A 24,986-nucleotide genomic window follows, 5' to 3' on the forward strand; every position below is an offset into this window, starting at 1 on the left:
TGCCTGTGGTCTTCCGTCGTCCCGTGTCTTCCGGGAACGCATCTGAAGGTACGGAGGCGTTGTCACGGCGCTGTCCGAAGCAGCCTGCGGCCAGCACTCGGCTGTCCGTCGGTTGTGTAACGGAAATCTGAACGGGGTAAAGGCGTGGGGGTGTTGAGGCGGGTTAGGGGTGATTTGTCCACCCCGGATGCTGTGACGAAGGGCGGCCCTCGGCTGTGATGTGCCTGTACGTCAGGTCAGCGGCAGCCGGTACAGACCGCCCGCCATCGGCTCCACCAGACCGTCGGAGACGAGACCGTCGAGGGCGCGGGCCCGCTGCACCGGCTCGTGCCACACCCGGTCCAGAGCGGCCTGCGGCACGGGCCCGTGCGCCTCCCGCAGCACGGCGAGCAGCCGCCCGCGCACCTGCCGGTCGGTGCCCGCGTAGGTCTGGCCCTTGCGCGGCGGACCGTCGTGCTCAGGCTTGCCCGCCAGCCGCCACGCGCACTGCGCGGCGATCGGGCAGCGATGGCAGGACTCGCTCTTCGCCGTGCACACCAGCGCGCCCAGCTCCATGGAGGCCGCGGCCCAGCGGGCGGCGGTCGGCTCGTCCTCGGGCAGCAGTGCGCGGGCCAGCTTGCGCTCGGCGGCGGTGGTGGCGTTCGGCGGGTACTGCACCCCGGTGACCGCCCGGGCGAAGACCCGGCGCACGTTGGTGTCCAGCACCGGGTGCCGCTGCCCGTAGGCGAAGGAGGCGACGGCGGCGGCCGTGTACTCGCCGATGCCGGGCAGCGCCAGCAGCTGGGCGTGGTCGGCCGGTACGTCACCGCCGTGCCGTTCCGTTATGGCGACGGCGGCGCCGTGCAGCCGCAGCGCGCGGCGCGGGTAGCCGAGCCGGCCCCAGGCGCGGACGGCCTCGCCGGGCGCCTCCTTGGCCAGGTCGGCGGGGCGCGGCCAGCGCTCCAGCCACTGCTCGTAGACGGGCAGGACACGGCTCACCGGCGTCTGCTGCAGCATGAACTCACTGACCATCACCCCCCACGCCCCGGCCTCGGGGCGCCGCCACGGCAGGTCGCGGGCGTGTTCGCCGAACCAGTCGATGACGGGGGAGTGCAGGTCCGCTCCGCGGGGCGGGCCGGAGGGGGTGTCGGCGGGGGCGGGGATGGGCTGCGGGGGCTTCGTGGGAGCAGTCATGGCATATCGATGGTGCCACGCAGAGCCCTCCGATCGGGCGCACCGCCACCCCTGAAGGGGGTGGGTACCTGACGATCGACAGCAGTGCGGGCAGGTCGGGCACTTGTAGCGTCGGGCGCATGGAACCTCCCGGCCCGGCCTCGTTCGCCCGTGGCGTCCTCCTCTGGGCCGCCTTCGCCGTCCCGGCGCTCACGGCGGACCGGATCGGGCTGAACGAGCCGCGGCCCGGCTGGCAGCAGGCGGCCGGTGTGGCCGTGCTGGCCGTGGCCGTCGCCGTGTCCCGGCGGCTGCCGCCGGCCGCCTTCCTACTGGTGGCCGCCCTGGGCCTGGCCGCCGCCCCGGCCCTGTTCACCCTCTCCTACGGTCCCGCCCTCGGTGTGTGCGCGCTGCTGCTCGGGCTGCGGGCGGGCCGGGCGCGCCCCGCCGTGCTGTGCTTCGCGGCCGTCGGCTGCGCGGGCACCGCACGGATCGTGCTCACCGGCGTCGACCCGGCCCCCGAGTGGCTCGTCATGACGGGCACCCTGCTCTTCGGTTGTGTCTTCCCCTGGCTCGGCGGGCGCTACTGGCGGCAGAGCCGCGAGCTGGCCGAGGCGGGATGGCTGCGCGCCGCCCGGCTGGAGGACGAGGCCGCCCTCGCCGAGGAGCGCGCCCGGCTGCGCGAGCGGGCCCGGATCGCCCAGGACATGCACGACTCCCTCGGCCACGAGCTGAGCCTCATCGCGCTGCGCGCGGGCGCCCTCCAGGTCGCCCCCGGACTCGGCGACGAACACCGGGCTTCGGCGGCCGACCTGCGCGCGGCCGCCGCCGACGCCACGGACCGGCTGCACCGCATCATCGGCGTCCTGCGCGAGGACGACGACGAGCCGGTGCCGCTGTCCCCGGCCGGCGAGACCCTGGAGCAACTCGTCGCCCGCGCAGCCGAGTCGGGCCTCCCGGTGCGCTGGGAGCCGGGCGGGCGGGACCCGGCCGCCGACCCGCACGCCGCCGGTCCCGGCGAGGTCGCCGAGCGGCTGCTGCACCGCGTGGTCCGCGAGGCGCTGACCAACGCGGCACGGCACGCACCGGGCGCCCCCGTGGTCGTGGCGGTCACCGGCCGCACCGCGGGAACCTCCGTCACCGTCACCAACGGCCGCCCGACACAGGACGGTTCCCGGCCCTCGGGAGGCGGCACGGGCCTGCTCGGGCTGCGGGCGGCGGTGACCTCCGTCGGCGGCACGTTCGAGGCCGGTGCGCACGGGGAGGGCTTCCGGGTCCGGGCGTACGTCCCGGGGCAGCCGGTCGCGGTCAGGCCCGCGCGCCCGGCCCGGGCGCCGTTCACGCACGCCCGCCGCCGGGTCGCCGCCGGTCTCGGCACCGCGGCCGGGGTGGGCGTGGTGCTCGTCGGCGCCGCCTTCGGCTGGTACGCGTACGCCGAGACGCACTCGGTGCTCGAACCCGCCGCGTACGCGAAGCTCCGCCTGGGCGCCCCGGCCGCCGAGGTCGAACGGGTGCTGCCCGGACGGGACGTGAACGATCCGCCCGAGGAGCGGGCTCCGGCTCCGCCCGAGGGGGCCGACTGCCGCTACTACCGGGCCAGCGGCGAACTCTTCGTCTCCGTCGCGCACTTCAGACTGTGCTTCGACGCCGGACGGCTGGTCGCCAAGGACGTGGTCCCCGGTGTCGGACTGTCCGGCGAAGGCCGGGAAGAGTACGAGGAGTTCGCACGATGAGTACCGGGGACAGGAGCGGGGCGCCGATCCGTGTGCTGCTGGCCGACGACGAGGCGGTGGTCCGGGCCGGGGTGCGCGCCATCCTGGGCAGCGGCGGCGGGACGGAGGTCGTCGCCGAGGCGGGCGACGGACGCGAGGCGGTGGAACTGGCCCGCGCCCACCGCCCGGACGTGGCCCTGCTGGACATCCGTATGCCGCGCCTGGACGGTCTCGCGGCGGCGGAGGAGATCGTACGGACCGTGCCCGGCACGGCCGTCGCGATGCTCACCACCTTCTCCGAGGGCGCCTATGTGACCCGCGCCCTGGGCGGCGGCGCCACCGGGTTCCTGCTGAAGTCCGGAGACCCGTACGAACTCATCGCGGGCGTACGGGCGGTGGCCGCCGGCGCCGCCTTCCTCTCGCCCAAGGTGGCCCGGTACGTCATCGACGAGGGCCTCGGCGGCGGCCGCCTCACCCGCGAGGCACGGGCCCGCGCGCGGGTGACCGCCCTGAGTCCCCGCGAGCGCGAGGTGCTCGGCCTGGTCGGCGCGGGCCTGTCCAACCCGGAGATCGCCGCCCGCCTGCATCTCGTCGAGGGCACGGTGAAGGCGTACGTGAGCGCGGTGCTGGACCGGCTGGGCGTCCGCAACCGGGTGCAGGCGGCGATCGTCGCGTACGAGGCGGGCCTGGTGGAGCCGTGACCGCGGGGCGCGACGGCGCCCGTGAGCCGCGGACGAGCGCCGAGCGCGGCGTGCGCCGCGCGTCCCGGCTCACCGGCGCGCGTGCGTCTCGCAGGACGGGACGGGCGCCGGGCCCGGGCCCAGCACCCACCGCACGGCCGGTGCCGACGAGGTGCGCATCGCCCCGGCCAGCCGCGTCATCGGATCCCTGCCCAGCCGTACGGCGACGAGGGCGACGAGCGTGCCGAGCGCCAACCCCGCTATGACGTCGTGCGGATAGTGCACGCCGACGAAGACCCGGGAGAACGCCATCAGCAGGGCGAGCGGGGCCGTCAGCCACAGCAGCGCGCGCCGCACCAGGGCCAGGGAGACCGCGGCGGCGCCCGCGATGGTGGCGTGGTTGGACGGGAAGGACCAGTCGCCGTGCGGCGGGCACGCGGCCAGGGACGCGGCCGCCCCGGCCACCGCACGGCACGGACGCTCTTCCGCGACAGCGGACTTGAGCGTCTCACTGCACACGTACGCCACTGCCGTGGCCAGAGGTGCAAGGGCCGCGATCGCGAACGCGCGGGGGCTGCCCCGGCGGGCACGCCACCAGGCCGTCGCGAACAGCCCGGCGAACACCAGCAGTCCGGCCTCCGTCCATATCCCGGCGCCGTGCTGTACCCAGTTCGGGGTGTCGTGGGCGAAGTCGGTGATGTCGCGGTAGAGCGCGGTGTCCTCGGAGTTCATGGTCACGGACGGTAGGCGGTGGGCCCATACCGTCACACCCAGCGATCGTCGGGTGCCGTACCTGACGAAAGTCGGGGGTGGGGGCGGGGGTTCCGGAATGATGATCCGGAAAAGTTGTGGCTCCGAGCGGCGGGTGGGACCGGCGAACGCGTCGATCTCTCGTATGGTTTGCGCCGTGGGATCTCTGCGCAATCCGGTCGGGCCGCTTCCCTCCTCCATCTACTGGCGTCGGAGGGTCGTACTGGTGTCTGTGGTCGCCGTGTTGGCGCTGCTGACCACCTGGATCGTCACGATGGGCGGGGGCGGCAAGGACGGCGACAACGGCGCCGACGGCAAGAATCCCGCGCCCTCCATCACGCCCGGCCCGTCCAGTTCGGGCCCGGCCATCAGCCAAGCGCCCGGCGGACGCGACGAGTCGGGCGGCGGCGGTTCCGGCGGCTCGTCGTCGGGCTCCGGTGACGGCTCGGGGGACGGGTCGGGAGACGGTTCCGGCTCGGGCTCCGGCGACGGTTCCGGCTCCGGCGGCTCCGAGGGTCCGGACGGCTCCGGCGGCTCGGGGAGCGGTGTCGGCGCGGGCGGCGTCGGCGCGGGCGACACCCTGCCGGCCGGCTCCACCCTGCCCAACTGCACCGCGAGCGCGCTGAAGTTCAGCCTGCGCAGCCGGCACAACACCTACGACCCCGGGCAGACGCCCACCTTCCTGCTGACCGCCCGGAACGTCTCCGGCAGCGACTGCAAGATCGATCTCGGGCCGAAGAACGCGGTGTTCACGATCGCCCCGGCGAGCAGCGACGACGACTACTGGTCCTCTGAGGACTGCCCCAAGGCCGCCGCCCACCAGCTGTACCGGGTCGCCGCCGGCAGCGGCATCACCTACACCGTGAAGTGGGACCGCAAGCCGAGCGCCCCCGAGTGCGCCACGCCGCCGGCGGGCTCGGCCCGGGCGGGCACGTACCTGGTGGAAGCCAAGGCTCCGGGCTTCGCGAAGGTGCAGACGTCGTTCGTGCTCTCGGCGGACTGACGCCGGAGACACCCGAGGGCGGTACCCCTGGCCGGGTACCGCCCTCAGCCGTTCCAGCCGATGTCCGTACGCGTCAGACGTACCGCTCCAGGATCGACGACTCCGCCAGCCGCGACAGCCCCTCGCGGACGCTGCGCGCCCTCGCCTCGCCCACGCCGTCCACCGTCTGCAGGTCGTCGACGCTCGCGGCGAGCAGCTTCTGCAGCCCGCCGAAGTGCTCGACGAGGCGGTCGATGATCGCGCCGGGGAGCCGGGGCACCTTGGCGAGGAGACGGTACCCGCGCGGAGAGACCGCCGAGTCCAGTGTCTCGGGCGCGCCGGTGTAGCCCAACGCCCGGGCCACCGTGGACAGTTCGAGCAGCTCGGCATGGGTGAGGGCGTCGAGTTCGGCGAGGGCCTGGTCGACCGTGCGGGAGCGCTTGGCCGTGGGCTCGGGGACGTAATCCCGCACGACCAGCTCGCGCTCGGGCTCCACGCCCGCGATCAGCTCGTCGAGCTGGAGGGCCAGCAGCCGGCCGTCCGTGCCCAGCTCCACCACGTACTCGGCGATCTCCGTGGCGATGCGGCGGACCATCTCCAGGCGCTGGGCGACCGCCGAGACGTCCCGGACGGTCACCAGGTCCTCGATCTCCAGCGCCGACAGCGTGCCCGCGACCTCGTCGAGGCGGAGCTTGTAGCGCTCCAGAGTGGCGAGCGCCTGGTTGGCGCGGGACAGGATCGCCGCCGAGTCCTCCAGGACGCGGCGCTGTCCGTCGACGTACAGGGCGATCAGCCGCATCGACTGGGAGACGGAGACCACCGGGAAGCCGACCTGCTTGCTGACGCGGTCGGCGGTGCGGTGCCGGGTACCCGTCTCCTCCGTCGGGATCGTCGGGTCCGGGACCAGCTGCACGCCCGCGCGCAGGATCTTCGACAGGTCCGAGGACAGCACGATGCCGCCGTCCAGCTTGCACAGCTCGCGCAGCCGGGTCGCGGTGAACTCGACGTCCAGCACGAAACCGCCGCTGCACAGCGCCTCGACCGTCTTGTCGGAGCCGAGCACGATGAGACCGCCGGTGTTGCCGCGCAGGACGCGCTCCAGGCCGTCACGCAGGGCGGTGCCCGGTGCCACGGCGCTCAGGGAGGCGCGCATCAGGCCATCGGTACCGGCACTCCCACCGGACTTTCCGGGAGCTGATGCCCGGTCGTTGGCTGCCACTGCACTCCTCCGGTCGCAGGTTCTGGGCGCCCCCGTGTCGCGCGCTCGGTTCGCACGGACGGGCGAGACCAGGGCAAAGTCTACCGGCGACCCTCCTCGTCCCGTGGGGCCTCTCTGCGACGGGAGCGGGGGAGGACCCGCAGAGCGTCCCCTATGTCCGCGACTTCCAGGACCTTCATGCCCGCCGGAACCTTGCCCGGATCGGCCGGTACCAGGGCATGTGTGAAGCCCAGACGGTGGGCTTCGGCCAGTCTGCGCTGCACGCCCGTGACGCGTCTCACCTCGCCCGCGAGGCCCACTTCGCCGATCGCGACGAGGTTCTTGGGGAGAGGTGTGTCACTCGCCGCGCTCGCCAGGGCCAGGGCGACGGCCAGGTCGGCGGCCGGCTCCGACAGCTTCACCCCGCCGACCGTCGCGGAGTAGATGTCCCTTTTGCCCAAGGCGCTGATCCGGCCCCGCTGTTCCAGCACCGCCAGCATCATCGAGACGCGGGAGGTCTCCAGGCCCGAGGTGGTGCGGCGCGGGGAGGGGATCTGGGAGTCGACCGTGAGCGCCTGGACCTCGGCGACCAGCGGGCGGCGGCCTTCGAGGGTGACGGTCAGGCAGGTGCCCGGGACCGGTTCGGCCCGGCGGGTCAGGAAGAGTCCGCTCGGGTCGGCGAGACCTGTGATGCCCTCGTCGTGCAGCTCGAAGCAGCCGACCTCGTCGGTGGTGCCGTAGCGGTTCTTGACGCCGCGCACCAGGCGCAGGCGGGCGTGCCGGTCGCCCTCGAAATGCAGGACGACGTCCACGAGGTGCTCCAGCAGGCGGGGGCCCGCGATCGCGCCGTCCTTGGTGACGTGGCCCACGAGCAGCGTGGACATGCCGCGTTCCTTGGAGGCCCGGATGAGCGCCCCGGCGACCTCCCGCACCTGGGCCATGCCGCCGGGTGCGCCGTCGATCTCCGGGGACGCGACCGTCTGCACCGAGTCCATGATCAGCAGCGACGGCTTCACCGCGTCCAAGTGGCCGAGCACCGCGGCCAGATCCGTCTCGGCCGCGAGGTACAGGTGGTCGTCGATGGCGCCGATGCGGTCGGCGCGCAGCCGGACCTGGCTCGCCGACTCCTCGCCCGTGACGTACAGGGTGCGGTGCTCGTCGCTCGCGGACTTGGCCGCCACGTCGAGCAGGAGCGTCGACTTGCCGACGCCCGGCTCGCCCGCGACCAGCACCACCGCGCCGGGGACCAGACCGCCGCCGAGCACGCGGTCCAGCTCGGGGACGCCGGTGGGGCGGGCGGTGGCCTGGCGGCCGTCCACCTGGCCGATGGGCAGGGCGGAGGTGGTGACCCGGCCCGGGGCCGTCGTCCGCACCGCGGGCGTGCCGTACTCCTCGACCGTCCCCCAGGCCTGGCACTCGGGGCAGCGGCCGAGCCACTTCGCCGTCTGCCAGCCGCACTCCGTGCAGCGGTAGGACGGTCGGTCCTTGGTGGTCTTCGTACGGGCAGCCATGGACGGAACCGTAGCCGCAGCCACTGACATCGCGCGGACCGGCCGAGGGCGGCCACCTGCGCGCCAGGGGTCCGCCACCCCCCGCCAGCGGCGGAACCACCGGTTCATGTCCCCGATTGAGGGATCGTTTCACCCGTACGGATTAAATGTGCTCAAGCCGCCTGAAGGTGCCACTCCCGGCCCCCTACGGTCGCCGAATGATGAGCAGTACTCCGGAGATCTCGACCCGCTCGACCGGCACGGCCGGTGCACACCGGGCGCACCGGGAAGCGCGTGACCGCGGGGCGGCGCGCACGCTGGCGCAGCGGCCGCCCGCGCGCTACGAGCCCTACCTGGACGGCCTGTTCACCTACTGCCTGTCCGTGCTGTGCGACCACGAGGCCGCGACCGCCGCCCTGGGCGACGTCCTCGCCCTCGCCGAACGCCGGAGCCGGCACCTCCCCCAGGCACCCGAGGACCGCAGGGCCTGGATGTACGCACTGGCCCGCTGGGCGTGCCTGCGCAAGCTGGCCGAGGCCAAGCAGAAACGTCAGAGCAGCCATGCCGCGGGCCGCGCCGACCGGCAGCGCGCCGGCCGTCCGGCCGCCCCGGCCCCGTCCGAGGAGGTCCAGGAGCGGCGCCGTCGTGAACTGGCCCTGCTGGCCTGGCCGGAAGCCGCCGGCACCACCCCGGAGCAGCGGGAGGCGCTCGAACTGGCCGTGCGCCACCACCTCGCCGCCCGCGAGGTGGCCGCCGTCCTCGGCATGGACCCGGCCGCCGCCCGTGATCTGCTCGCCTCCGCCGCCTGCGAGGTGGAACGCACGCGTGCGGCCCTCGCCGTGGTGGAGACCCGGGCGTGTCCGAGCGTCGCGCACCTCGCCGGCGATGACCGGCTCGTGCTCGGCACGGCCCTGCGGGCCGAACTCGTCCGGCACGTCGACGACTGTCCGCGCTGCCGCCGCACCGCCGAGCGCGCCATCCCCGGCCGCTGGCCCGGCACCAGCGTCACCCCCGCCGAACTGCCCGTCCTGCCGGCTCCCCGGGCGGCCCTGTACGTCGCGATGACCCACCACCCGCGCGCGCGGGGCGCCGCACCCCGCTTCGACCGGCGCGGCTTCCCGATGGACCCCAAGGACCACGCCGCCCGCCGGGACCGCCTCCGCGCGCGTGCCGTCACCACGACCGTCGTCGCCACCGTCGTGGCCGCCCCCGTGCTGGCCCTGTGGGCCGCCTACCGCGGCACCCCGGTCGGGGAGGGCCAGGACGGCCGCTCGGCCTCCGCGCGCGAGGCGGACGACCCGTTCGGCCTGGACGGCGAGATGGCGGGCGGCGGCTACGAGAACACCGGCAACGCGAGCACCCGGCCCGGCCCGCGCTTCGGCGAGGACGGCAAGGCCGACGTCTCCGTCGAGGTCATCGGCGTCGCCGGCGCCGGCCGCGAGACCGCCCTGGAGGTCACGGCCGACAACAGCGGCGACACCACCCTCGTCACCCTCACCGCCACCGGCCCGGCCCCGGTCCGCTGGTCCGCGTCCACGGGCGCCCACTGGCTCTACCTCAGCCGGTCCTCGGGAACGCTCAGGCCCGGCGAGTCGTTGACGATCAAGGTGTACGTCGACCACCTGCGGGAGCCCGCCGGCCCCTGGCGCGCGCAGGTGGCGGTCGCACCCGTGGGCGCCGTCGTGCACATCGAGGGCTACGGCGCCGCGCCCAGCCCCTCCGGCCCCGGCCCGGGCCCGGGCCCCCGTCCCGGCGGGCCGGGCGACCCGACTCCGACCCAGCCCGACCCGACGCCCACGCCCTCCGCCCCGGACCCGACGCCGACCACCCCGCCTCCGTCGGCCGACCCGGACCCCACGCCCACGCCGACGGACCCCGGCCCGACCGACTCAGAGGGCTCGACGCCACCGCCTTCGGACAGCGGCGACCCGAGCCCGGCCACGTCTTAGGGCCTCAGGCCACCGGAGGCACGGGGTCCGCGGGATGCGGAGCCAGCAGCGGCAACTGCGACGCCAGCCGCTCCTCGCACAGCTCGACCAGCCGGTCGTAGCCGGCCTTGCCCATCAGCTCGATCAGCTCGGGCCGGTAGGAGACGTACACGGGATCGCCCGCGCCGTGCGCCGAGGTCGCCGACGTGCACCACCAGTGCAGGTCGTGGCCGCCCGGGCCCCAGCCGCGGCGGTCGTACTCACCGATCGACACCTGCAGCACGCGCGTGTCGTCCGGCCGGTCGATCCACTCGTACGTCCGCCGCACCGGCAGCTGCCAGCAGACGTCCGGCTTGGTCTCCAGCGGCTCGCGGCCCTCCTTCACGGCGAGGATGTGCAGCGAGCAGCCCATGCCGCCCTTGAAGCCGGGCCGGTTCTGGAAGATGCACGAACCCTGGAAGGGCCGCGTCTGCCGCTCCCCGTCCTCGTCCTCGGAGACCCAGCCGTTCCGCGTGCCCTCGGCGTGGTGCTGCCAGAGGTCCGGCGTGAGCCTGGCCACATGCTCGGCGACGCGCTTCTCGTCGTCCTCGTCGGAGAAGTGGGCACCCAACGTGCAGCACCCGTCATCCGCGCGGCCCGCCTGGATGCCCTGGCAGCCGCTGCCGAAGATGCAGTTCCAGCGAGAGGTCAGCCATGTCAGATCGCAGCGGAACACCTGCTCGTCGTCCGCCGGATCGGGAAACTCCACCCACGCGCGAGCGAAGTCGAGGCCCTTCTCGTCGGGTTCCACGACGCCCGGTGATTTGTCGCGCTTCGCCTTTTTCGTCTTTGGCACGAGTCCAGGGTACGGGCCCCGGTGCGGGCCTCATACCCCCACCGAGGGCGGCGGACGGCCCGGTGGGCAGTAGCGTGCCGTACATGAGACTCGGTGTCCTCGACGTGGGATCGAACACGGTGCATCTGCTGGTGGTGGACGCGCACCCCGGCGCGTGCCCGTTGCCCGCGCACTCACACAAGGCGGAACTGCGCCTCGCCCAGCTCCTCGACGACGACGGCGCGATCGGCCCCCACGGCGTCGACCGCCTGGTCTCGGTCATCAAGGAGGCGCTCCAGGCCGCAGAGGACAAGGGCGTCGAGGAGGTCCTCCCGTTCGCGACCTCCGCCGTACGGGAGGCCCGCAACGCCGACGACGTCCTCGACCGCGTGCGCGCCGAGACCGGCGTCGAGCTCCAGGTCCTCACCGGCTCCGAGGAGGCCCGGCTGACGTTCCTCGCCGCCCGCCGCTGGTTCGGCTGGTCGGCCGGGAAGCTGCTGGTCCTGGACATCGGCGGCGGCTCCCTGGAGGTCGCCTACGGCATCGACGAGGAGCCCGACGCGGCCGCCTCGCTGCCGCTGGGCGCCGGCCGCCTCACCGCCGGCTGGCTGCCCGGCGATCCGCCCGACCCGGAGGATGTCCGGGCCCTGCGTCGCCACGTGCGGACGGAGATCGCCCGCACGGTCGGGGAGTTCAGCCGCCTCGGCACCCCCGACCACGTCGTCGCCACGTCGAAGACCTTCAAGCAGCTGGCCCGCATCGCCGGTGCGGCCCGCTCCGCCGAGGGCCTCTACGTCCAGCGCGAGCTCAAGCGGGAGTCCCTGGAGGGCTGGGTCCCACGCCTGGCCGCCATGACCGGGCAGGAGCGCGCCGAGCTGCCCGGCGTCTCGGAGGGCAGGGCCGGCCAGCTCCTGGCGGGTGCCCTGGTGGCCGAGGCCGCGATGGACCTCTTCGGCGTGGAGCGCGTGGAGATATGCCCCTGGGCGCTGCGCGAGGGCGTGATCCTGCGTCGCCTGGATCACATGGAGTCCCTGTAGGGGCCCGCCCTCCTATGGCAAACACCACAACGGCGAAGAGGCCCCCCACCCCACCCCGACCACACCCCGTAATCTGTCCTGCATGGCAGAGCCAGCCGTAAAGATCCCGGACGCGAAGGTCGCCCTGTCGACGGCCTCGGTCTACCCGGAGTCGACGGCCACGGCCTTCGAGATCGCCGCGCGCCTCGGCTACGACGGAGTCGAGGTCATGGTCTGGACCGACCCGGTCAGCCAGGACATCGAGGCCCTGCGCAGACTCAGCGACTACCACCAAATCCCGATCCTCGCCGTCCACGCCCCCTGCCTGCTCATCACGCAGCGCGTGTGGTCCACCGACCCGTGGACCAAGCTCCAGCGGGCCCGCGCGGCGGCCGAGAAGCTCGACGCGAGCACCGTCGTCGTCCACCCCCCGTTCCGCTGGCAGCGCCAGTACGCCCGGGACTTCGTCTCCGGCATCTGGCGCATGGCGAACGAGACGGACGTTCGGTTCGCCGTCGAGAACATGTACCCCTGGCGCTACCGCGACCGCGAAATGCTCGCGTACGCCCCCGACTGGGACGTCACGAAGGACGACTACCGGCACTTCACGATCGATCTCAGCCACACCGCGACGGCCCGCTCCGACGCGCTGGACATGGTCGACCGCATGGGGGACCGTCTCGGCCACGTCCACCTCGCCGACGGCCGGGGCTCAGCCAAGGACGAGCACCTGGTGCCCGGCCGTGGCACGCAGCCTTGCGCCGAGGTGCTGGAGCGGCTCGCCCTGACCGGCTTCGACGGGCACGTGGTGATCGAGGTCAACACCCGCCGCGCGATGTCGAGCGCCGAGCGCGAGGCCGATCTGGCGGAGGCCCTGGCCTTCACCCGCCTGCATCTGGCCTCGGCGGCGAAGGTGCCGCGGCGATGAACGGCGGGACCCCGGCCGGCGGTGGGTCCGGCACCACCGCCCGCCGCCGCGGCCGCCCGCCGCGCACGGAGTCGGCCGACACCCGCGACCGCATCCTGACCGCGGCCCGCGACGAGTTCTCCGAACGCGGCTACGAGAAGACCTCCGTGCGCGGCATCGCCAAGTCCGCCGGGGTCGACTCGGCGCTCGTGCACCACTACTTCGGGACGAAGGAGCAGGTCTTCGAGGCGGCGATCACCCAGTCCTTCGGACCGGCCCTGCAAGCGCCGAGAGCCATCGAGGAGGGCCCGCTCGACGGGGTGGGGGAGCGCCTGGCCCGCTTCTTCTTCAGCGTCTGGGAGAACCCGGCGACCCGCGCGCCGCTGCTCGCCATCGTCCGCTCCGCCCTCACCAACGACACTGCGGCCGCCGTCTTCCGGCGGATCATCGCCGCGCAGGTGCTGCGCCGCATCGCCGGGCAGCTGGAGTGGCCGGACGCCGAGCTGCGGGCCGAGCTCGCCGCGGCCCAGCTCGTGGGCACCGCGATCCTGCGGTACGTCGTCAAGATCGAGCCGCTGGCCTCGGCGGACCCGGAGCAGGTCATCGCGCGGCTCGCACCCGTCGTACAGGGACACCTGACCGATCCATAAGGCCTGCGGGTGCCGTCGTCCGAGACAGCCGTCCCGCATTCCGGACACTCTGTCCCGCCCACTGGATGACCGGCGTACGCTCGGTAGCAGTCAGAAATCTCCGAACTCTCTGACGCCGTCTCTGAAGGAGCGAGCGACGATGCCCGAGCTGAGGTCCCGCACAGTCACCCACGGCCGCAACATGGCGGGCGCCCGCGCCCTTATGCGCGCCTCCGGTGTACCGGGTGCGGACATCGGCCGCAAGCCGATCATCGCGGTCGCCAACAGCTTCACCGAGTTCGTGCCCGGCCACACGCACCTGGCGCCGGTCGGCCGGATCGTCAGCGAGGCGGTCGTCGCCGCCGGCGGCATCCCGCGCGAGTTCAACACGATCGCCGTCGACGACGGCATCGCCATGGGCCACGGCGGCATGCTCTACTCCCTGCCCTCCCGCGACCTGATCGCGGACAGCGTGGAGTACATGGTCGAGGCGCACTGCGCCGACGCCCTGATCTGCATCTCCAACTGCGACAAGATCACCCCGGGCATGCTGAACGCCGCCCTGCGGCTGAACATCCCGACGGTCTTCGTCTCCGGCGGCCCCATGGAGTCCGGCCGCGCCACCCTGGTCGACGGCACGGTCCGCACCCTCGACCTGGTCGACGCGATCTCCGACGCCGTGAACGACAAGATCTCGGACGAGGACATCCTCCGCATCGAGGAGAACGCCTGTCCGACCTGCGGCTCCTGTTCCGGCATGTTCACCGCCAACTCGATGAACTGCCTGACCGAGGCCATCGGCCTCTCCCTCCCGGGCAACGGCTCGGTCCTCGCCACGCACACGGCCCGCAAGCAGCTGTACGTGAACGCTGCCAACACGGTCATGGACATCACCCGCCGCTACTACGAGCAGGACGACGAGACGGTCCTGCCCCGCAGCGTGGCGTCCTTCGCGGCCTTCGAGAACGCCATGGCGCTCGACATCGCCATGGGCGGCTCCACCAACACGATCCTGCACCTGCTGGCCGCCGCCCAGGAGGCGGGCGTCCCCTTCGGCCTCGACGAGATCAACGCGGTCTCGCGCCGCGTGCCGTGCCTCGCCAAGGTCGCCCCGAACGTCGCCAAGGACCGCACGTACTACATGGAGGACGTGCACCGCGCCGGCGGCATCCCCGCCCTGCTCGGCGAGCTGCACCGCGCGGGCCTGCTCAACGAGGACGTGCACTCCGTGCACAGCCCGTCCCTCGCCGACTGGCTGAAGACCTGGGACGTGCGCGGCGGCTCCCCGTCCGCCGAGGCGGTCGAGCTGTGGCACGCGGCCCCCGGCTGCGTCCGCTCCGCCGAGGCCTTCTCCCAGTCCGAGCGCTGGGAGGCCCTGGACGAGGACGCCGAGGGCGGCTGCATCCGCTCCGCCGAGCACGCCTACTCCAAGGACGGCGGCCTCGCGGTCCTCAAGGGCAACCTGGCGGTCGACGGCTGTGTCGTGAAGACGGCCGGCGTCGACGAGTCCATCTGGACCTTTGAGGGCCCGGCGGTGGTCTGCGAGTCGCAGGAGGAGGCCGTCCAGAAGATCCTCACCCAGCAGGTCAAGGACGGCGACGTCGTCGTCATCCGCTACGAGGGCCCCAAGGGCGGCCCCGGCATGCAGGAGATGCTCTACCCGACCTCGTACCTCAAGGGCCGCGGCCTGGGGAAGACGTGCGCGCTCGTCACGGACGGCCGCTTCTCCGGCGGCACCTCCGGCCTGTCCATCGGCCACGCCTCGCCCGAGGCGGCAGCGGGCGGCACCATCGCGCTGGTCGAGGACGGCGACCGCGTCCGCATCGACATCCCGAACCGCTCCATCGAGCTGCTGGTGGACGACGCCGAGCTGGCCCGCCGGGACCAGGCGCTGAACGGCGTGTACGCCCCGAAGAACCGCGACCGCAAGGTCTCGGCGGCGCTGCGGGCCTACGCGGCGATGGCGACCAGCGCGGACAAGGGCGCGGTGCGGGACGTGTCGAAGCTGGGCTGATCCCTTTTCGCTCCGAGGGCCGTCTCCCGGTGCCGGGGGCGGCCCTCGGCGCGTAGGCTCACCAGGCGGCCGGATCGCGGCCGTTGACGGCGAACACCGTCCCGTCCGGCGCACTGCCATAGACCCGGTCGCCCACCACCACCGGCTCGGGAAGGGAAGCCGGGATCCGGTCGGACCGCTCACCCAGCCGCACCGGCGTCTGCCCCACGAGCTTGCCCCGCCGGTCGTCGACGGCGAGCAGCCGGCCGTCGGGCGCGCTCACGTACACATGGCGGCCGTCGGCCGCCGGTGTCGATGCCCGCGCGACCCCCGTCTCCAGACTCCAGAGCTGCTCGCGCGCCTTCAGATCGACGGCCGTCAACGCCCCGCCGGCCGCCATGAGATGCACGACGTTCCCGCGCACACCGCCCTGGACCTGCGCCAGGGGGACGCGCAGCGGCACCCGCACGGTCGTGCGACTGCGGGGGTCGTAGCGCACGACGGCCCGGGCCTCCCCGCGCACGGCGTCGACGGCGACCGCCACGAGCGACCCGTCCGCCGTGCCGACGGCCTCCAGGTTCCCGTCGAGCCGTGCCTGCCACCGAACCTCACCGGTCCGCGGATCCACCGCCGTGACCCGCGTACGGTTTCCGTCGCCGGACCCGCCCACCGCGTACGCCAGCCGATCACCGGGGAACGAGACGAAGTACGGCACGTCCTGCCCCGGCACCCGACGGCTCCACCGCACCCGGCCCGAGGCGGCCTCCACGCCGCTGACCACGCCGTCGGACGCGGTGAGCAGCACCATGCCTCCCACGGCCCGCAGACCGCCGTACGCCGGCAGCTCCTGCTGGGAGGTCTCGCCCGAGGCCAGCTCGACGGCTGTCACCTCCCGCCCCTGACCGAGGCCGCCGAGCACTGCGCCGCCCGCCACGACCGGGGCCCCGGCCGGCGGCCCGCTCGCGGCAGCCCCCTTCAGCGCCTGCCGCCACAGCAGCCGCCCGTTCACGGCGTCGCGCGCGAACACCAGCCCGTCCTGCGCACACACCAGAGCGGGCGTGGCGTACGAGCACTGCGGCATGCTCCGGCCGTCGAGCGGCTCCGCCTCCCACCCCGAGAACGCGGCGGTCGTGGTCCGCGGTGAGGCGACGCCCGGCGCCGGATCCGCGCTCCCGGGCACACCCACCAGCGCCAGTACTGCGGCGACGGTCAGCCCGAGCGCCCCCGCCACCACGGCCCCCCGCTTGCGCAGCCGGCCGGAGCGCTCGCGCGCGGGCACCTCAGCGGCCGGCGCTTCGGACCCGTCCCCCTCCGGTTCCTCCTCGGCCGGCTGCCGCGGTATGAAGACCTGCGTGTCGTACGAGGCCGCGACCGACCGCAGCTCCCGCATCAACTCGTCCGGTGTCGGCCGGTCCTCGGGCTCCTTGGCGAGACACCGCGCCACGAGCGGCGCGAGGCTCTCCGGCACCCCGGTCAGATCCGGCTCGTCATGGACGACCTGGTAGGCGACGACGTACGGGCTGTCCGAGTCGAACGGTCCCCGGCCCGTTGCCGCGTGCACCATCACCGACCCGAGCGCGAAGACGTCGGCGGCGGGCCCCACCTCCCGGGGGCGGCGGAACTGCTCCGGCGCCATGAACGGCGGGGTACCGATCAACTTGCCGGTCTCGGTGCGCAGTTCGCTGTCCTTCGGCCGGGAGATTCCGAAGTCGATGACCTTGGGCCCGTCCTCGGCGAGGAGCACGTTGCTGGGTTTGAGGTCCCGGTGCACCACGCCGACGCGGTGGATGTCGCGCAGCGCCTCGGCCAGTCCTGCCATCAGACGGCGCACCTCGGCGGGGCTCATGGGCCCGTTCCGCTTCACATGGTCGGACAGGGTCGGCCCAGGGATGAACAGGGTGGCCATCCAGGGCCGTTCGGCCTCCGAGTCGGCATCGACGACGGAGGCGGTGAAGGCACCGCTGACCTTCCGCGCGGCCGCCACCTCCTGCCGGAACCGCCCCCTGAACTCTGGATCCCTGGCGAACTGGGCGTGCACGACCTTCACCGCGAGCCTCATTCCCGAGGTGCTCCGCGCGAGATGCACGACGCCCATGCCCCCGGATCCGAGAGTCGACTCCAGCCGGTAGTGACCGGCGTATTCGGGAAGTTCCGCTTCCGCGCCCGCCCCGGTGCTGCTCTGCGGCGCCATGGAACCACCCCCGTGCTGTTCGTCCGCGCGCGCGACGCACGGAGCCTAGTCGATGTGTCGTTCGGGACAGAGGCGGCTTGCTAGTCTCCGCGTGCGAGTTACGCACATGTGTTTCATGGCGTGATTCCGGGGAATCAACGGGGCCCCATGCCGGTCATGGGGTTTCAACGGGGGAGGTTTTTCATGTCTGTCGACCGCGTCGAAGAGACGGTGGGCGGCCAGGTGGCGGAAGCGGTCACCGCCGACGCCGCCACCACGGCCGTGCGCTACTACTCGGTCGCCCCGGGCGTCCGTGTCAACGTCCGCAGCGGCCCCGGCACCAACTACACGGTCGTCCGGGTCCTGTCCGAGGGGGCGAAGGTCCCCATCTACTGCCAGTCGCCGGGCACCACGGTGACGGGCCCGTACGGCACGACGAACATCTGGGACAACATCAACAACGGCCAGTACATCTCGGACGCCTACGTGAACACGGGCAGCGACGGCTACATCCGCCCGCGCTGCTCCTGATCCGGCCACCACGACGCACCGGAACACCGGCAGCGAGCGCCGCATCGCAGCGTGCTGCGGCTGAGCCGCCAGGAGCCCGCGGTGACCCCGGAGCCATAATCGACGCGTGAGCGACGACACCGGCACCCCCAGGACACCCGCGGGCTCCACCGGCCCCCGCCCGGAGCCGATCCGGCTCTTCGGCACCACGTGGGTCGACCACGGCCACGGCTACGCGGCCCGCCGCATCGCCGTGGCCGTCGGCTCCCTGGCCGCCGCCGTCGCCTCCTGCCTCGTGCTCCGCCTCGCCTACCAGGGCCTCCAGATCGCCGCGATCGGCGACTTCGTCACGGTCCTCATGGTCGCGATGTTCGCGATCTGCAGCGCCCTGGCCTTCCGCCACACCTGGGACGGCTACACCCGGCGCCCCGACCCCGACCGCCAGGCGTCCCTGCGCGGCCTCCTGACCGTCGGCTTCGTCGGCTCCCTGCTCGCCTACTTCTTCCGCTCCCTCACCGAGGCCCCCGGCGAGAAGCTGCACCGCGAGGAGTACGAAGAGGCGCGCAAGCAGTACGAGAAGCGCACGACCCGCCGCTCGGGCAACCCGAAGAACCGCCGCCGCGCATAGCCCGGCCCACTCGCCCGTCTCCCCGGCCGCCTACTCGGCCGACACGATGCGCTCGACCGCCGCCGCGACCAGCTGTTCGCGCTCGGCCTCGGTGAAGACGTCCGGCAGGGTGAGCTGCTCGACGATCAGCCAGTTCAGAGTCAGCATCAGCAGCTTGACGGCCATGGCGTCGCCGGGGAGCCCGGAGGCTTCGTGGTAGGCGATGTTGGCATCGACGTCGGCACGGACCCGCTCGGTCAGGACCTTGCGCAGGTCAGGTCGGCGGGTGGCCTCCAGGCGCAGTTCGAGCAGGGCCAGGTAGCCGGTGCGGAAACCGGCGACTCGGCCGACCAGTTCCCGCATCAGCACCGTGTAGGTCTCCCGGTCGCGGCCCGCCGCCCGCTGGCGTGCGATCGTCGCCTCGTCGGGCTGCAGCCGCTCGTAGACCCGGGCGCCGGCCTGGGTGAACAGGTCGTCCCGGCTGGCGAAGTAGTTCGAGGCGGTCCCGACCGGTACGGCGGCCTCGGCGTCCACCGCCCGGAACGTCAGACCCCGTGCACCCTCCCTGGCCAGCACCTCGATCGCCGCGTCGACGAGGGCGGCGCGGCGCTGGTCGTTCCGTCTCACCATTGACACCACTCCAGTTGTAGTACTACTTTCAAACCACTTCAAAGAGAGTACTACGTCTGGAGTCTTCTGTGCGGAAGCTCGTGTACTACATCGCAGTCACGCTCGACGGCCGCATCGCCGGTCCCAAGGGCGAGTACGACTTCTTCCCCGCCGGTACCCAACAGCAGAGTGCCGCGTACAGCGCCTGGGCCAACACCCTGTACCCCGAGACGGTCCCGACCGCCTACCGCGCAGCCGCTGGCCTCGCCGACACACCCAACCGGTCCTTCGACACCGTCGTCATGGGCGCCGGCACCTACCGCGGCCCCCTGGATCAGGGGGTCACCAGCCCCTACGCCCACTTGCGCCAGTACGTGGTGTCCAGCACGCTCGGCCACGACGTCGACCCGGCCGTCACCGTCGTCCCGGGCGACCCGCTCGCCCTCGTCCGGGAACTGAAGCGGGAGCAGGACTCCGGCCTGAACATCTGGCTCTGCGGCGGCGGCAAGCTCGCCGGCGCCCTCCTGTCCGAGATCGACGAACTGGTCGTCAAGCACTACCCGGTGGTCGGGGGCGCCGGGATCCCGGCCTTCGACGGGGCGTTCGACCCCACCGTCTTCGACGTCGCCGAGCGCACCGCCTTCCCCAACGGCGTCACCCTCACGCACCTCACCCGCCGCTGAGGCCCGCCGTCGCACCGCCACCGGCCCGACGCGGTCTCACCCAACTCTCACCGCACCGCACCCCACCCCCCGCCACCATGGCGGTATGACCACACCTGCGTCCGCCCACCACTCCACCGGAGCCGACCCCACCCCCGACCCTCCAACTGCACACCCCACCCCCCAGCCCGCCCGAGCCCACTCCTTCAACGCCGCCGCGGCCCAGTACGCCGCCAACCGCCCCTCCTACCCCCCGGCCCTCTTCGACGCGATAGAGGACCTGACCGGCCGCCCCCTCACCGGCGCCCGCGTCGCGGACATCGGCGCCGGCACCGGCATCGCCACCGCCCTCCTGCACGCACGGGGCGCGGACGTCGTCGCCGTGGAACCCGGTGACGGCATGGCGGCCCAGTTCCGCCGCACCCTCCCCGGCATCCCGGTCATCCGCGGCACGGGCGACGACCTCCCCCTCTCCGACGCCTCCGTCGACCTCGTCACCTACGCCCAGGCCTGGCACTGGACCGACCCCGCCCGCGCCGTCCCGGAAGCCCTGCGCGTCCTGCGCCCCGGCGGGGCCCTGGCCCTGTGGTGGAACACCGACGCCCTCGACGTCCCCTGGATCGCCGAAGCCGCCGACCGCGTGAGCCGTCACTTCGGCATCGACGTCTCCGCCGAGAAGCGCAACGTCGACTACCGCACCGCCGACCCCAGCGGCCGCCTCGACTTCACCCGCCGCACGGTCCGCTGGAGCCGTCGCGTCCCGGTCGACACCCACCTCGCCAACATCGGCAGTCACTCCGTCTTCCTCGTGGGCGGCGCGGAACGCACCGCGTCGTTCCTGGCCGAAGAGCGCGAGCACCTCCTCCGGGCCTTCCCGGACGGCGTCGTGGAGGAGGTCTACGAGGTCGTCCTCCTCCTGGCCAGGACCCCGGCCTGACGCCCCGCTCATCCCGGCCGCTTGACGCGTCCCCCACCCGGGAGCATTATTCATCGCATGATGAATAATGCTCCCGGCTCGCCGCGCCCCGGTCCGGCACCCACCCCCGGCCCCCTCCCGGACCCGCACACCACAGCCGTCCACGCCGAGAACCTCACCGTCACCCGCGGCACCCGCACCGTCCTGCGCGGGCTCGGCTTCACCGTCCCCCGAGGCCAGATCACCGGCCTCCTCGGCCCCTCCGGCTGCGGCAAGTCGACCCTCATGCGCGCCCTCGTCGGCACCCAGGCCAAGGTCACCGGCACCCTCGACGTCCTCGGCCACCCCGCAGGACACCCCACCCTGCGCACCCGCATCGGCTACGTCACCCAGGCCCCCTCCGTCTACGACGACCTGACCGTCCGCCAGAACCTCGACTACTTCGCCGCGATCCTCGACCCGGGACGCGCCGCAGCCGACCGCCGTGAAGCCGACGTCACCCGCGCCATAGCCGACGTCGACCTCACCACCCACGCCGACGCCCTCGCCGGCAACCTCTCCGGCGGCCAGCGGGGCCGCGTCTCCCTGGCCGTCGCCCTCCTCGGCGCCCCCGAACTCCTGGTCCTCGACGAACCGACCGTCGGACTGGACCCCGTGCTGCGCCGCGACCTGTGGAACCTCTTCCACGACATCGCGACCGACCGCGGCGCCACCCTCCTCGTCTCCTCCCACGTCATGGACGAGGCCGAGCGCTGCCACCGCCTCCTCCTCATGCGCGACGGCGAACTTCTCGCTGGGGGCACCTCCCGGCCGGAGGCTGGGGGAGACACCCCCGACGCCCTGCGCACCCGCACCGGCGCCGCCACGGTCGAGGAGGCCTTCCTGCACCTCGTGGACGAGGCGAAAGCAGCAGCCCGCACCAAGGAGACCACCCGATGACCACCACCACCCCGACCAGGACGGCCACCCCGCCGAGGGCCCTGAGCGCCTCCCGCACCACCGCCACCGCGGCCCGGGTCCTGCGCCAGCTCACCCACGACCCCCGCACCATCGCGCTGCTGGTCCTCATCCCCTGCGTGATGCTGTTCCTCCTCCGCTACGTCTTCGACGGCAGCCCCCGCACCTTCGACAGCATCGGCGCGTCCCTCCTCGGGATCTTCCCCCTGATCACGATGTTCCTGGTGACGTCCATCGCCACCCTGCGCGAACGCACCTCCGGCACCCTCGAACGCCTCCTCGCCATGCCCCTCGGCAAGGGCGACCTCATCGCCGGCTACGCCCTCGCCTTCGGCGCCCTCGCGATCATCCAGTCCGCCCTGGCCACGGGCCTCGCCGTCTGGTTCCTCGGCCTGGACGTCACCGGCAGCCCCTGGCTCCTCCTCCTGGTGGCCCTCCTCGACGCCCTCCTCGGCACGGCCCTCGGCCTGTTCGTCTCGGCCTTCGCCGCCTCCGAGTTCCAGGCGGTCCAGTTCATGCCGGCGGTGATCTTCCCCCAGCTCCTCCTGTGCGGCCTGTTCACCCCGCGCGACGCCATGCACCCCGCCCTGGAGGCCGTCTCCGACGTCCTCCCCATGTCCTACGCCGTCGACGGCATGAACGAAGTCCTGCGCCACACGGACATGACGGCCACCTTCGTCCGGGACGTCCTCATCGTCGCGGGCTGCGCACTCCTCGTCCTGACCCTCGGCGCGGCGACCCTCAGGCGCCGGACGGCATAGCCGGCCCGGCGCGACATCCCGCCCAGCGGACACCCGAGCCGGCCCCCACGCCCCGGTGCGAGGATGGACCCCGGACGACGCACCCTTCGGAGGCATCCCGCGCCATGACCCAGAAAGTCGCAGTCCTCGGCACCGGCAAGATCGGCGAAGCCCTGCTCAGCGGAATGATCCGCGCCGGCTGGACCCCGTCCGACCTCCTGGTCACCGCCCGCCGCCCGGAACGAGCCGAAGAGCTCCGCACCCGCTACGGCGTCACCCCGGTCACCAACGCCGAAGCCGCCAAGACCGCCGACACCCTGATCCTCACGGTGAAACCGCAGGACATGGGCACCCTCCTCGACGAGCTGGCCCCCCACGTCCCCGCCGACCGCCTGGTCATCAGCGGCGCCGCGGGTATCCCCACGGCCTACTTCGAGGAGCGCCTCGCCCCCGGCACCCCGGTCGTCCGCGTCATGACGAACACCCCGGCCCTGGTCGACGAGGCCATGTCCGTCATCTCCGCCGGCACCCACGCCACCGCCGACCACCTCGCCCACACCGAGGAGATCTTCGGCGCCGTCGGCAAGACGCTCCGCGTCCCCGAGTCCCAGCAGGACGCCTGCACCGCCCTCTCCGGCTCCGGCCCGGCCTACTTCTTCTACCTGGTCGAAGCCATGACCGACGCCGGCATCCTGCTCGGCCTGCCCCGCGACAAGGCGCACGACCTCATCGTCCAGTCCGCCATCGGCGCCGCGACGATGCTCCGGGACAGCGGCGAACACCCGGTCAAGCTCCGCGAGAACGTCACGTCCCCCGCCGGCACGACGATCAACGCCATCCGCGAACTGGAGAACCACGGCGTACGGGCCGCCCTCATCGCCGCCCTCGAAGCCGCCCGGGACCGCAGCCGCGCCCTGGCCTCCGGCAACAACAGCTGACCTGCGGGGGCGGGCCCGACACCCGCCCCCCGCAGCCACGTCACACTCCGGCGTCGGCCGGCTCCTTCTCCGCCACGGCCGGCAGCAAGCCGATCGCCCGGTACGCGGCATCCACCGTCGGCCGGGCCATCCCCCGAGCCCGCTCGGCCCCGTCCCGCAGCACCCCCTCCACATACGCGGGATCCGTACACAACTCCTTGTGCCGCTCCTGCAAGGGCCGGAGCACCTCGACCACGGCCTCCGCCGTGTCCTTCTTCAGGTCCCCGTACGACGTGTACGCACCACACAGCAGCTCGGGCTCACCACCCGTGCACGCCGCGAGGATCTCCAGCAGATTGGCGAGCCCCGGCCGGGCCTCGGGGTCGTACACGACCTCCCGCCCACCGTCGGTCACGGCCCGCATGACCTTCTTGCGCACCACGTCCGGCTCGTCCAGCAGATAGACGATCCCCGGCCCGACGTCGTCGCTCTTACCCATCTTCGACGCCGGATCCTGCAGATTCATCACCCGGGCCGCGACCCCCGGCCGCGTCGCCCGCGGCACCACGAACGTGTGCCCGTACCGCTGGTTGAACCGCACGGCCAGATCCCGCGCCAGCTCCACGTGCTGCCGCTGATCGTCCCCGACCGGCACCTCGCCGGCCCCGTACGCCAGGATGTCCGCCGCCATCAGCACGGGATACGTCAGCAGCGACAGCCGCACGCTCCCGCCCCGCCGCTGCTTCCGCGCGGCCTTCTCCTTGTACTGGATCATCCGCCGCATCTCACCGTCGGTGGCCACGCACTCCAGCACGTACGACAGCCGGGCGTGCTCGTCCACATGGCTCTGCACGAACACCGTGCAGAGCTCCGGATCCAGCCCGGCCGCCAGCAGCAGCGTCGCCGACTGCCGGCTCAGCCTGCGCACCCGCGCGGGATCGTGGTCGACGGTCAGGGCATGCAGATCGACCACGCAGAACAGGGCGTCGGCCTCGTACTGGTCGACCGCGGCCCACCGCCGCATGGCCCCCAGGTAGTTCCCCAGCGTCAGATGCCCCGTCGGCTTGACCCCGCTGAAGACCCGTGTCATCTCTCCTCCACCTCCTGGTAGGGACCGCCGCCCCGGGCGGCCGTCCCTCCGTGGTGCCGGGAGAGGAAAAGAAAACGGCCGCCGAAGCGGCGGCCGTTGCGTGCATACGTGAGAGCGGCCGCCGTCAGGCGGCCCACCACAGTCCGGTGCACGTACGCGTCGTCATACGGCCCAGAGTACGCCGCCGGAGTGCGGCCCGCCCCCGAGTTGACACGCCCTACCCCCATCCGTAGTGTTCTCCGAGTTGCCCGACGTGAGCGCCGACTCCGGTCGGTCCCCGGGCAGCCAATCCGCAGGTACCCACCACTATTCGACGAGCAGCACGTCTGTCGTCCCTTCATTGGTATGCGTATTTACGGAATGAGGAATCCCCGTTCGAAAGGACGCGGCCCCCGATTGGCTCGGGAGCCGGGGAATCCGCTAAAGTCTCACTCGTCGGAACGGCCCAACAGCCGCAAAGACAAACCCCGCTGACCGGGGATCAGGCCCGAAAGGATCTGATAGAGTCGGAACCGCCGGAAAGGGAAACGCGGAAGCGGGAACCTGGAAAGCACCGAGGA

General features: G+C 72.9%; 23 protein-coding genes. 15 read left to right on the forward strand and 8 right to left on the reverse strand.

Annotated features, from left to right (window positions below):
• Positions 1 to 231: 231 nt before the first annotated feature.
• Positions 232 to 1,173 carry an HhH-GPD family protein gene (locus OO68_RS22930; protein ID WP_033310363.1) on the reverse strand — a complete coding sequence of 314 codons (942 nt, stop codon included), beginning with the start codon at positions 1,171 to 1,173 and terminating at the stop codon, positions 232 to 234.
• Positions 1,174 to 1,292: 119 nt separating this feature from the next.
• On the opposite strand from OO68_RS22930, the gene OO68_RS22935 reads away from it, so the two are divergent.
• Both OO68_RS22935 and OO68_RS22940 read left to right on the forward strand, forming a co-directional pair.
• A complete protein-coding gene (locus OO68_RS22935; RefSeq protein WP_033310365.1) occupies positions 1,293 to 2,882 on the forward strand; it encodes a sensor histidine kinase in 1,590 nt (529 codons plus the stop codon).
• On the forward strand, positions 2,879 to 3,562 hold the full coding sequence (locus tag OO68_RS22940) for a response regulator transcription factor (RefSeq protein WP_033310368.1): 684 nt from the start codon (positions 2,879 to 2,881) through the stop codon (positions 3,560 to 3,562). Before OO68_RS22935 ends, OO68_RS22940 begins: the two co-directional genes overlap by 4 nt.
• A gap of 69 nt (positions 3,563 to 3,631) precedes the next feature.
• Here OO68_RS22940 and OO68_RS22945 read toward each other — a convergent pair whose 3' ends face one another.
• Positions 3,632 to 4,273, reverse strand: a complete 642-nt coding sequence (locus OO68_RS22945) for a phosphatase PAP2 family protein (RefSeq protein WP_033310371.1) — start codon at positions 4,271 to 4,273, stop codon at positions 3,632 to 3,634.
• Between the two features lie 175 nt (positions 4,274 to 4,448).
• Here OO68_RS22945 and OO68_RS22950 point away from each other — a divergent pair, with 175 nt between their 5' ends.
• Positions 4,449 to 5,294, forward strand: a complete 846-nt coding sequence (locus OO68_RS22950) for a hypothetical protein (protein ID WP_078625414.1) — start codon at positions 4,449 to 4,451, stop codon at positions 5,292 to 5,294.
• A 73-nt stretch (positions 5,295 to 5,367) separates the two neighbouring features.
• Here OO68_RS22950 and disA read toward each other — a convergent pair whose 3' ends face one another.
• Entirely contained in the window at positions 5,368 to 6,492 is a 1,125-nt protein-coding gene (gene disA, locus OO68_RS22955; RefSeq protein WP_031104906.1) for a DNA integrity scanning diadenylate cyclase DisA, read from the reverse strand.
• 80 nt (positions 6,493 to 6,572) lie between these two features.
• Complete coding sequence (gene radA / locus OO68_RS22960; protein WP_033310376.1) at positions 6,573 to 7,982, reverse strand: DNA repair protein RadA; 1,410 nt, start codon at positions 7,980 to 7,982, stop codon at positions 6,573 to 6,575.
• Positions 7,983 to 8,179: 197 nt separating this feature from the next.
• Here radA and OO68_RS22965 point away from each other — a divergent pair, with 197 nt between their 5' ends.
• Positions 8,180 to 9,910, forward strand: a complete 1,731-nt coding sequence (locus OO68_RS22965; RefSeq protein ID WP_033310378.1) for a BACON domain-containing protein — start codon at positions 8,180 to 8,182, stop codon at positions 9,908 to 9,910.
• 4 nt (positions 9,911 to 9,914) lie between these two features.
• Here OO68_RS22965 and OO68_RS22970 read toward each other — a convergent pair whose 3' ends face one another.
• On the reverse strand, positions 9,915 to 10,724 hold the full coding sequence (locus OO68_RS22970; protein ID WP_033310380.1) for a DUF3109 family protein: 810 nt from the start codon (positions 10,722 to 10,724) through the stop codon (positions 9,915 to 9,917).
• 83 nt (positions 10,725 to 10,807) lie between these two features.
• Between OO68_RS22970 and OO68_RS22975 the strand changes: the two genes are divergently transcribed.
• From OO68_RS22975 to ilvD, 4 genes are all read left to right on the forward strand, one after another.
• Entirely contained in the window at positions 10,808 to 11,740 is a 933-nt protein-coding gene (locus OO68_RS22975) for a Ppx/GppA family phosphatase (protein ID WP_033310486.1), read from the forward strand.
• 82 nt (positions 11,741 to 11,822) lie between these two features.
• The gene (locus OO68_RS22980) at positions 11,823 to 12,647 is read left to right on the forward strand and encodes a sugar phosphate isomerase/epimerase family protein (RefSeq protein WP_033310382.1); all 825 of its coding nucleotides are present in this window, start codon (positions 11,823 to 11,825) and stop codon (positions 12,645 to 12,647) included.
• Positions 12,644 to 13,276 (forward strand): TetR/AcrR family transcriptional regulator, encoded by a 633-nt coding sequence (locus OO68_RS22985; RefSeq protein WP_033310384.1) that lies wholly within the window; start codon positions 12,644 to 12,646, stop codon positions 13,274 to 13,276. Before OO68_RS22980 ends, OO68_RS22985 begins: the two co-directional genes overlap by 4 nt.
• A 139-nt stretch (positions 13,277 to 13,415) precedes the next feature.
• Positions 13,416 to 15,269, forward strand: a complete 1,854-nt coding sequence (gene ilvD, locus OO68_RS22990; RefSeq protein WP_033310386.1) for a dihydroxy-acid dehydratase — start codon at positions 13,416 to 13,418, stop codon at positions 15,267 to 15,269.
• Between the two features lie 58 nt (positions 15,270 to 15,327).
• Here the strand turns inward: ilvD and OO68_RS22995 are convergent, their stop codons facing one another.
• The gene (locus OO68_RS22995; RefSeq protein WP_033310388.1) at positions 15,328 to 17,439 is read right to left on the reverse strand and encodes a protein kinase domain-containing protein; all 2,112 of its coding nucleotides are present in this window, start codon (positions 17,437 to 17,439) and stop codon (positions 15,328 to 15,330) included.
• Between the two features lie 183 nt (positions 17,440 to 17,622).
• Between OO68_RS22995 and OO68_RS23000 the strand changes: the two genes are divergently transcribed.
• A complete protein-coding gene (locus tag OO68_RS23000) occupies positions 17,623 to 17,949 on the forward strand; it encodes an SH3 domain-containing protein (protein ID WP_033310394.1) in 327 nt (108 codons plus the stop codon).
• Between the two features lie 106 nt (positions 17,950 to 18,055).
• Positions 18,056 to 18,556, forward strand: coding sequence for a hypothetical protein (locus OO68_RS23005; protein WP_033310396.1), 501 nt, complete (start codon positions 18,056 to 18,058; stop codon positions 18,554 to 18,556).
• Between the two features lie 30 nt (positions 18,557 to 18,586).
• On the opposite strand, the gene OO68_RS23010 is transcribed toward OO68_RS23005, so the two are convergent.
• Positions 18,587 to 19,165 carry a TetR/AcrR family transcriptional regulator gene (locus OO68_RS23010; RefSeq protein WP_033310398.1) on the reverse strand — a complete coding sequence of 193 codons (579 nt, stop codon included), beginning with the start codon at positions 19,163 to 19,165 and terminating at the stop codon, positions 18,587 to 18,589.
• 68 nt (positions 19,166 to 19,233) lie between these two features.
• On the opposite strand from OO68_RS23010, the gene OO68_RS23015 reads away from it, so the two are divergent.
• From OO68_RS23015 to proC, 5 genes are all read left to right on the forward strand, one after another.
• Complete coding sequence (locus OO68_RS23015) at positions 19,234 to 19,827, forward strand: dihydrofolate reductase family protein (protein ID WP_033310400.1); 594 nt, start codon at positions 19,234 to 19,236, stop codon at positions 19,825 to 19,827.
• Between the two features lie 85 nt (positions 19,828 to 19,912).
• Positions 19,913 to 20,743 carry a class I SAM-dependent methyltransferase gene (locus tag OO68_RS23020; RefSeq protein ID WP_033310402.1) on the forward strand — a complete coding sequence of 277 codons (831 nt, stop codon included), beginning with the start codon at positions 19,913 to 19,915 and terminating at the stop codon, positions 20,741 to 20,743.
• 57 nt (positions 20,744 to 20,800) lie between these two features.
• Entirely contained in the window at positions 20,801 to 21,661 is an 861-nt protein-coding gene (locus OO68_RS23025; protein WP_033310404.1) for an ABC transporter ATP-binding protein, read from the forward strand.
• A complete protein-coding gene (locus OO68_RS23030; RefSeq protein ID WP_033310406.1) occupies positions 21,658 to 22,440 on the forward strand; it encodes an ABC transporter permease in 783 nt (260 codons plus the stop codon). The genes OO68_RS23025 and OO68_RS23030 overlap by 4 nt, the downstream gene beginning before the upstream one ends.
• Before the next feature lie 104 nt (positions 22,441 to 22,544).
• Positions 22,545 to 23,357 (forward strand): pyrroline-5-carboxylate reductase, encoded by an 813-nt coding sequence (proC, locus tag OO68_RS23035; protein ID WP_033310408.1) that lies wholly within the window; start codon positions 22,545 to 22,547, stop codon positions 23,355 to 23,357.
• 40 nt (positions 23,358 to 23,397) lie between these two features.
• Here the strand turns inward: proC and trpS are convergent, their stop codons facing one another.
• Positions 23,398 to 24,426: a tryptophan--tRNA ligase gene (trpS, locus tag OO68_RS23040; protein WP_033310410.1), complete on the reverse strand. Its 1,029-nt coding sequence runs from the start codon at positions 24,424 to 24,426 to the stop codon at positions 23,398 to 23,400.
• Between the last annotated feature and the right edge of the window lie 560 nt (positions 24,427 to 24,986).

The organism is Streptomyces iakyrus (assembly GCF_000717055.1).
Taxonomy (GTDB): domain Bacteria; phylum Actinomycetota; class Actinomycetes; order Streptomycetales; family Streptomycetaceae; genus Streptomyces; species Streptomyces iakyrus.

What these genes read in the sequence shown, in the direction of transcription:
- OO68_RS22975 (WP_033310486.1), top strand. Translation starts at nt 10,808, where the DNA reads ATGAGACTCGGTGTCCTCGACGTGGGATCGAACACGGTGCATCTGCTG.
- OO68_RS22980 (WP_033310382.1), top strand. Translation starts at nt 11,823, where the DNA reads ATGGCAGAGCCAGCCGTAAAGATCCCGGACGCGAAGGTCGCCCTGTCG.
- OO68_RS23025 (WP_033310404.1), top strand. Translation starts at nt 20,801, where the DNA reads ATGATGAATAATGCTCCCGGCTCGCCGCGCCCCGGTCCGGCACCCACC.
- OO68_RS22995 (WP_033310388.1), bottom strand. Translation starts at nt 17,439, where the DNA reads ATGGCGCCGCAGAGCAGCACCGGGGCGGGCGCGGAAGCGGAACTTCCC.
- OO68_RS22985 (WP_033310384.1), top strand. Translation starts at nt 12,644, where the DNA reads ATGAACGGCGGGACCCCGGCCGGCGGTGGGTCCGGCACCACCGCCCGC.
- OO68_RS22930 (WP_033310363.1), bottom strand. Translation starts at nt 1,173, where the DNA reads ATGACTGCTCCCACGAAGCCCCCGCAGCCCATCCCCGCCCCCGCCGAC.
- radA (WP_033310376.1), bottom strand. Translation starts at nt 7,982, where the DNA reads ATGGCTGCCCGTACGAAGACCACCAAGGACCGACCGTCCTACCGCTGC.
- trpS (WP_033310410.1), bottom strand. Translation starts at nt 24,426, where the DNA reads ATGACACGGGTCTTCAGCGGGGTCAAGCCGACGGGGCATCTGACGCTG.
- OO68_RS22940 (WP_033310368.1), top strand. Translation starts at nt 2,879, where the DNA reads ATGAGTACCGGGGACAGGAGCGGGGCGCCGATCCGTGTGCTGCTGGCC.
- OO68_RS23030 (WP_033310406.1), top strand. Translation starts at nt 21,658, where the DNA reads ATGACCACCACCACCCCGACCAGGACGGCCACCCCGCCGAGGGCCCTG.
- OO68_RS23000 (WP_033310394.1), top strand. Translation starts at nt 17,623, where the DNA reads ATGTCTGTCGACCGCGTCGAAGAGACGGTGGGCGGCCAGGTGGCGGAA.
- ilvD (WP_033310386.1), top strand. Translation starts at nt 13,416, where the DNA reads ATGCCCGAGCTGAGGTCCCGCACAGTCACCCACGGCCGCAACATGGCG.
- OO68_RS22965 (WP_033310378.1), top strand. Translation starts at nt 8,180, where the DNA reads ATGATGAGCAGTACTCCGGAGATCTCGACCCGCTCGACCGGCACGGCC.
- OO68_RS23010 (WP_033310398.1), bottom strand. Translation starts at nt 19,165, where the DNA reads ATGGTGAGACGGAACGACCAGCGCCGCGCCGCCCTCGTCGACGCGGCG.
- proC (WP_033310408.1), top strand. Translation starts at nt 22,545, where the DNA reads ATGACCCAGAAAGTCGCAGTCCTCGGCACCGGCAAGATCGGCGAAGCC.
- OO68_RS22935 (WP_033310365.1), top strand. Translation starts at nt 1,293, where the DNA reads ATGGAACCTCCCGGCCCGGCCTCGTTCGCCCGTGGCGTCCTCCTCTGG.
- OO68_RS23020 (WP_033310402.1), top strand. Translation starts at nt 19,913, where the DNA reads ATGACCACACCTGCGTCCGCCCACCACTCCACCGGAGCCGACCCCACC.
- OO68_RS22945 (WP_033310371.1), bottom strand. Translation starts at nt 4,273, where the DNA reads ATGAACTCCGAGGACACCGCGCTCTACCGCGACATCACCGACTTCGCC.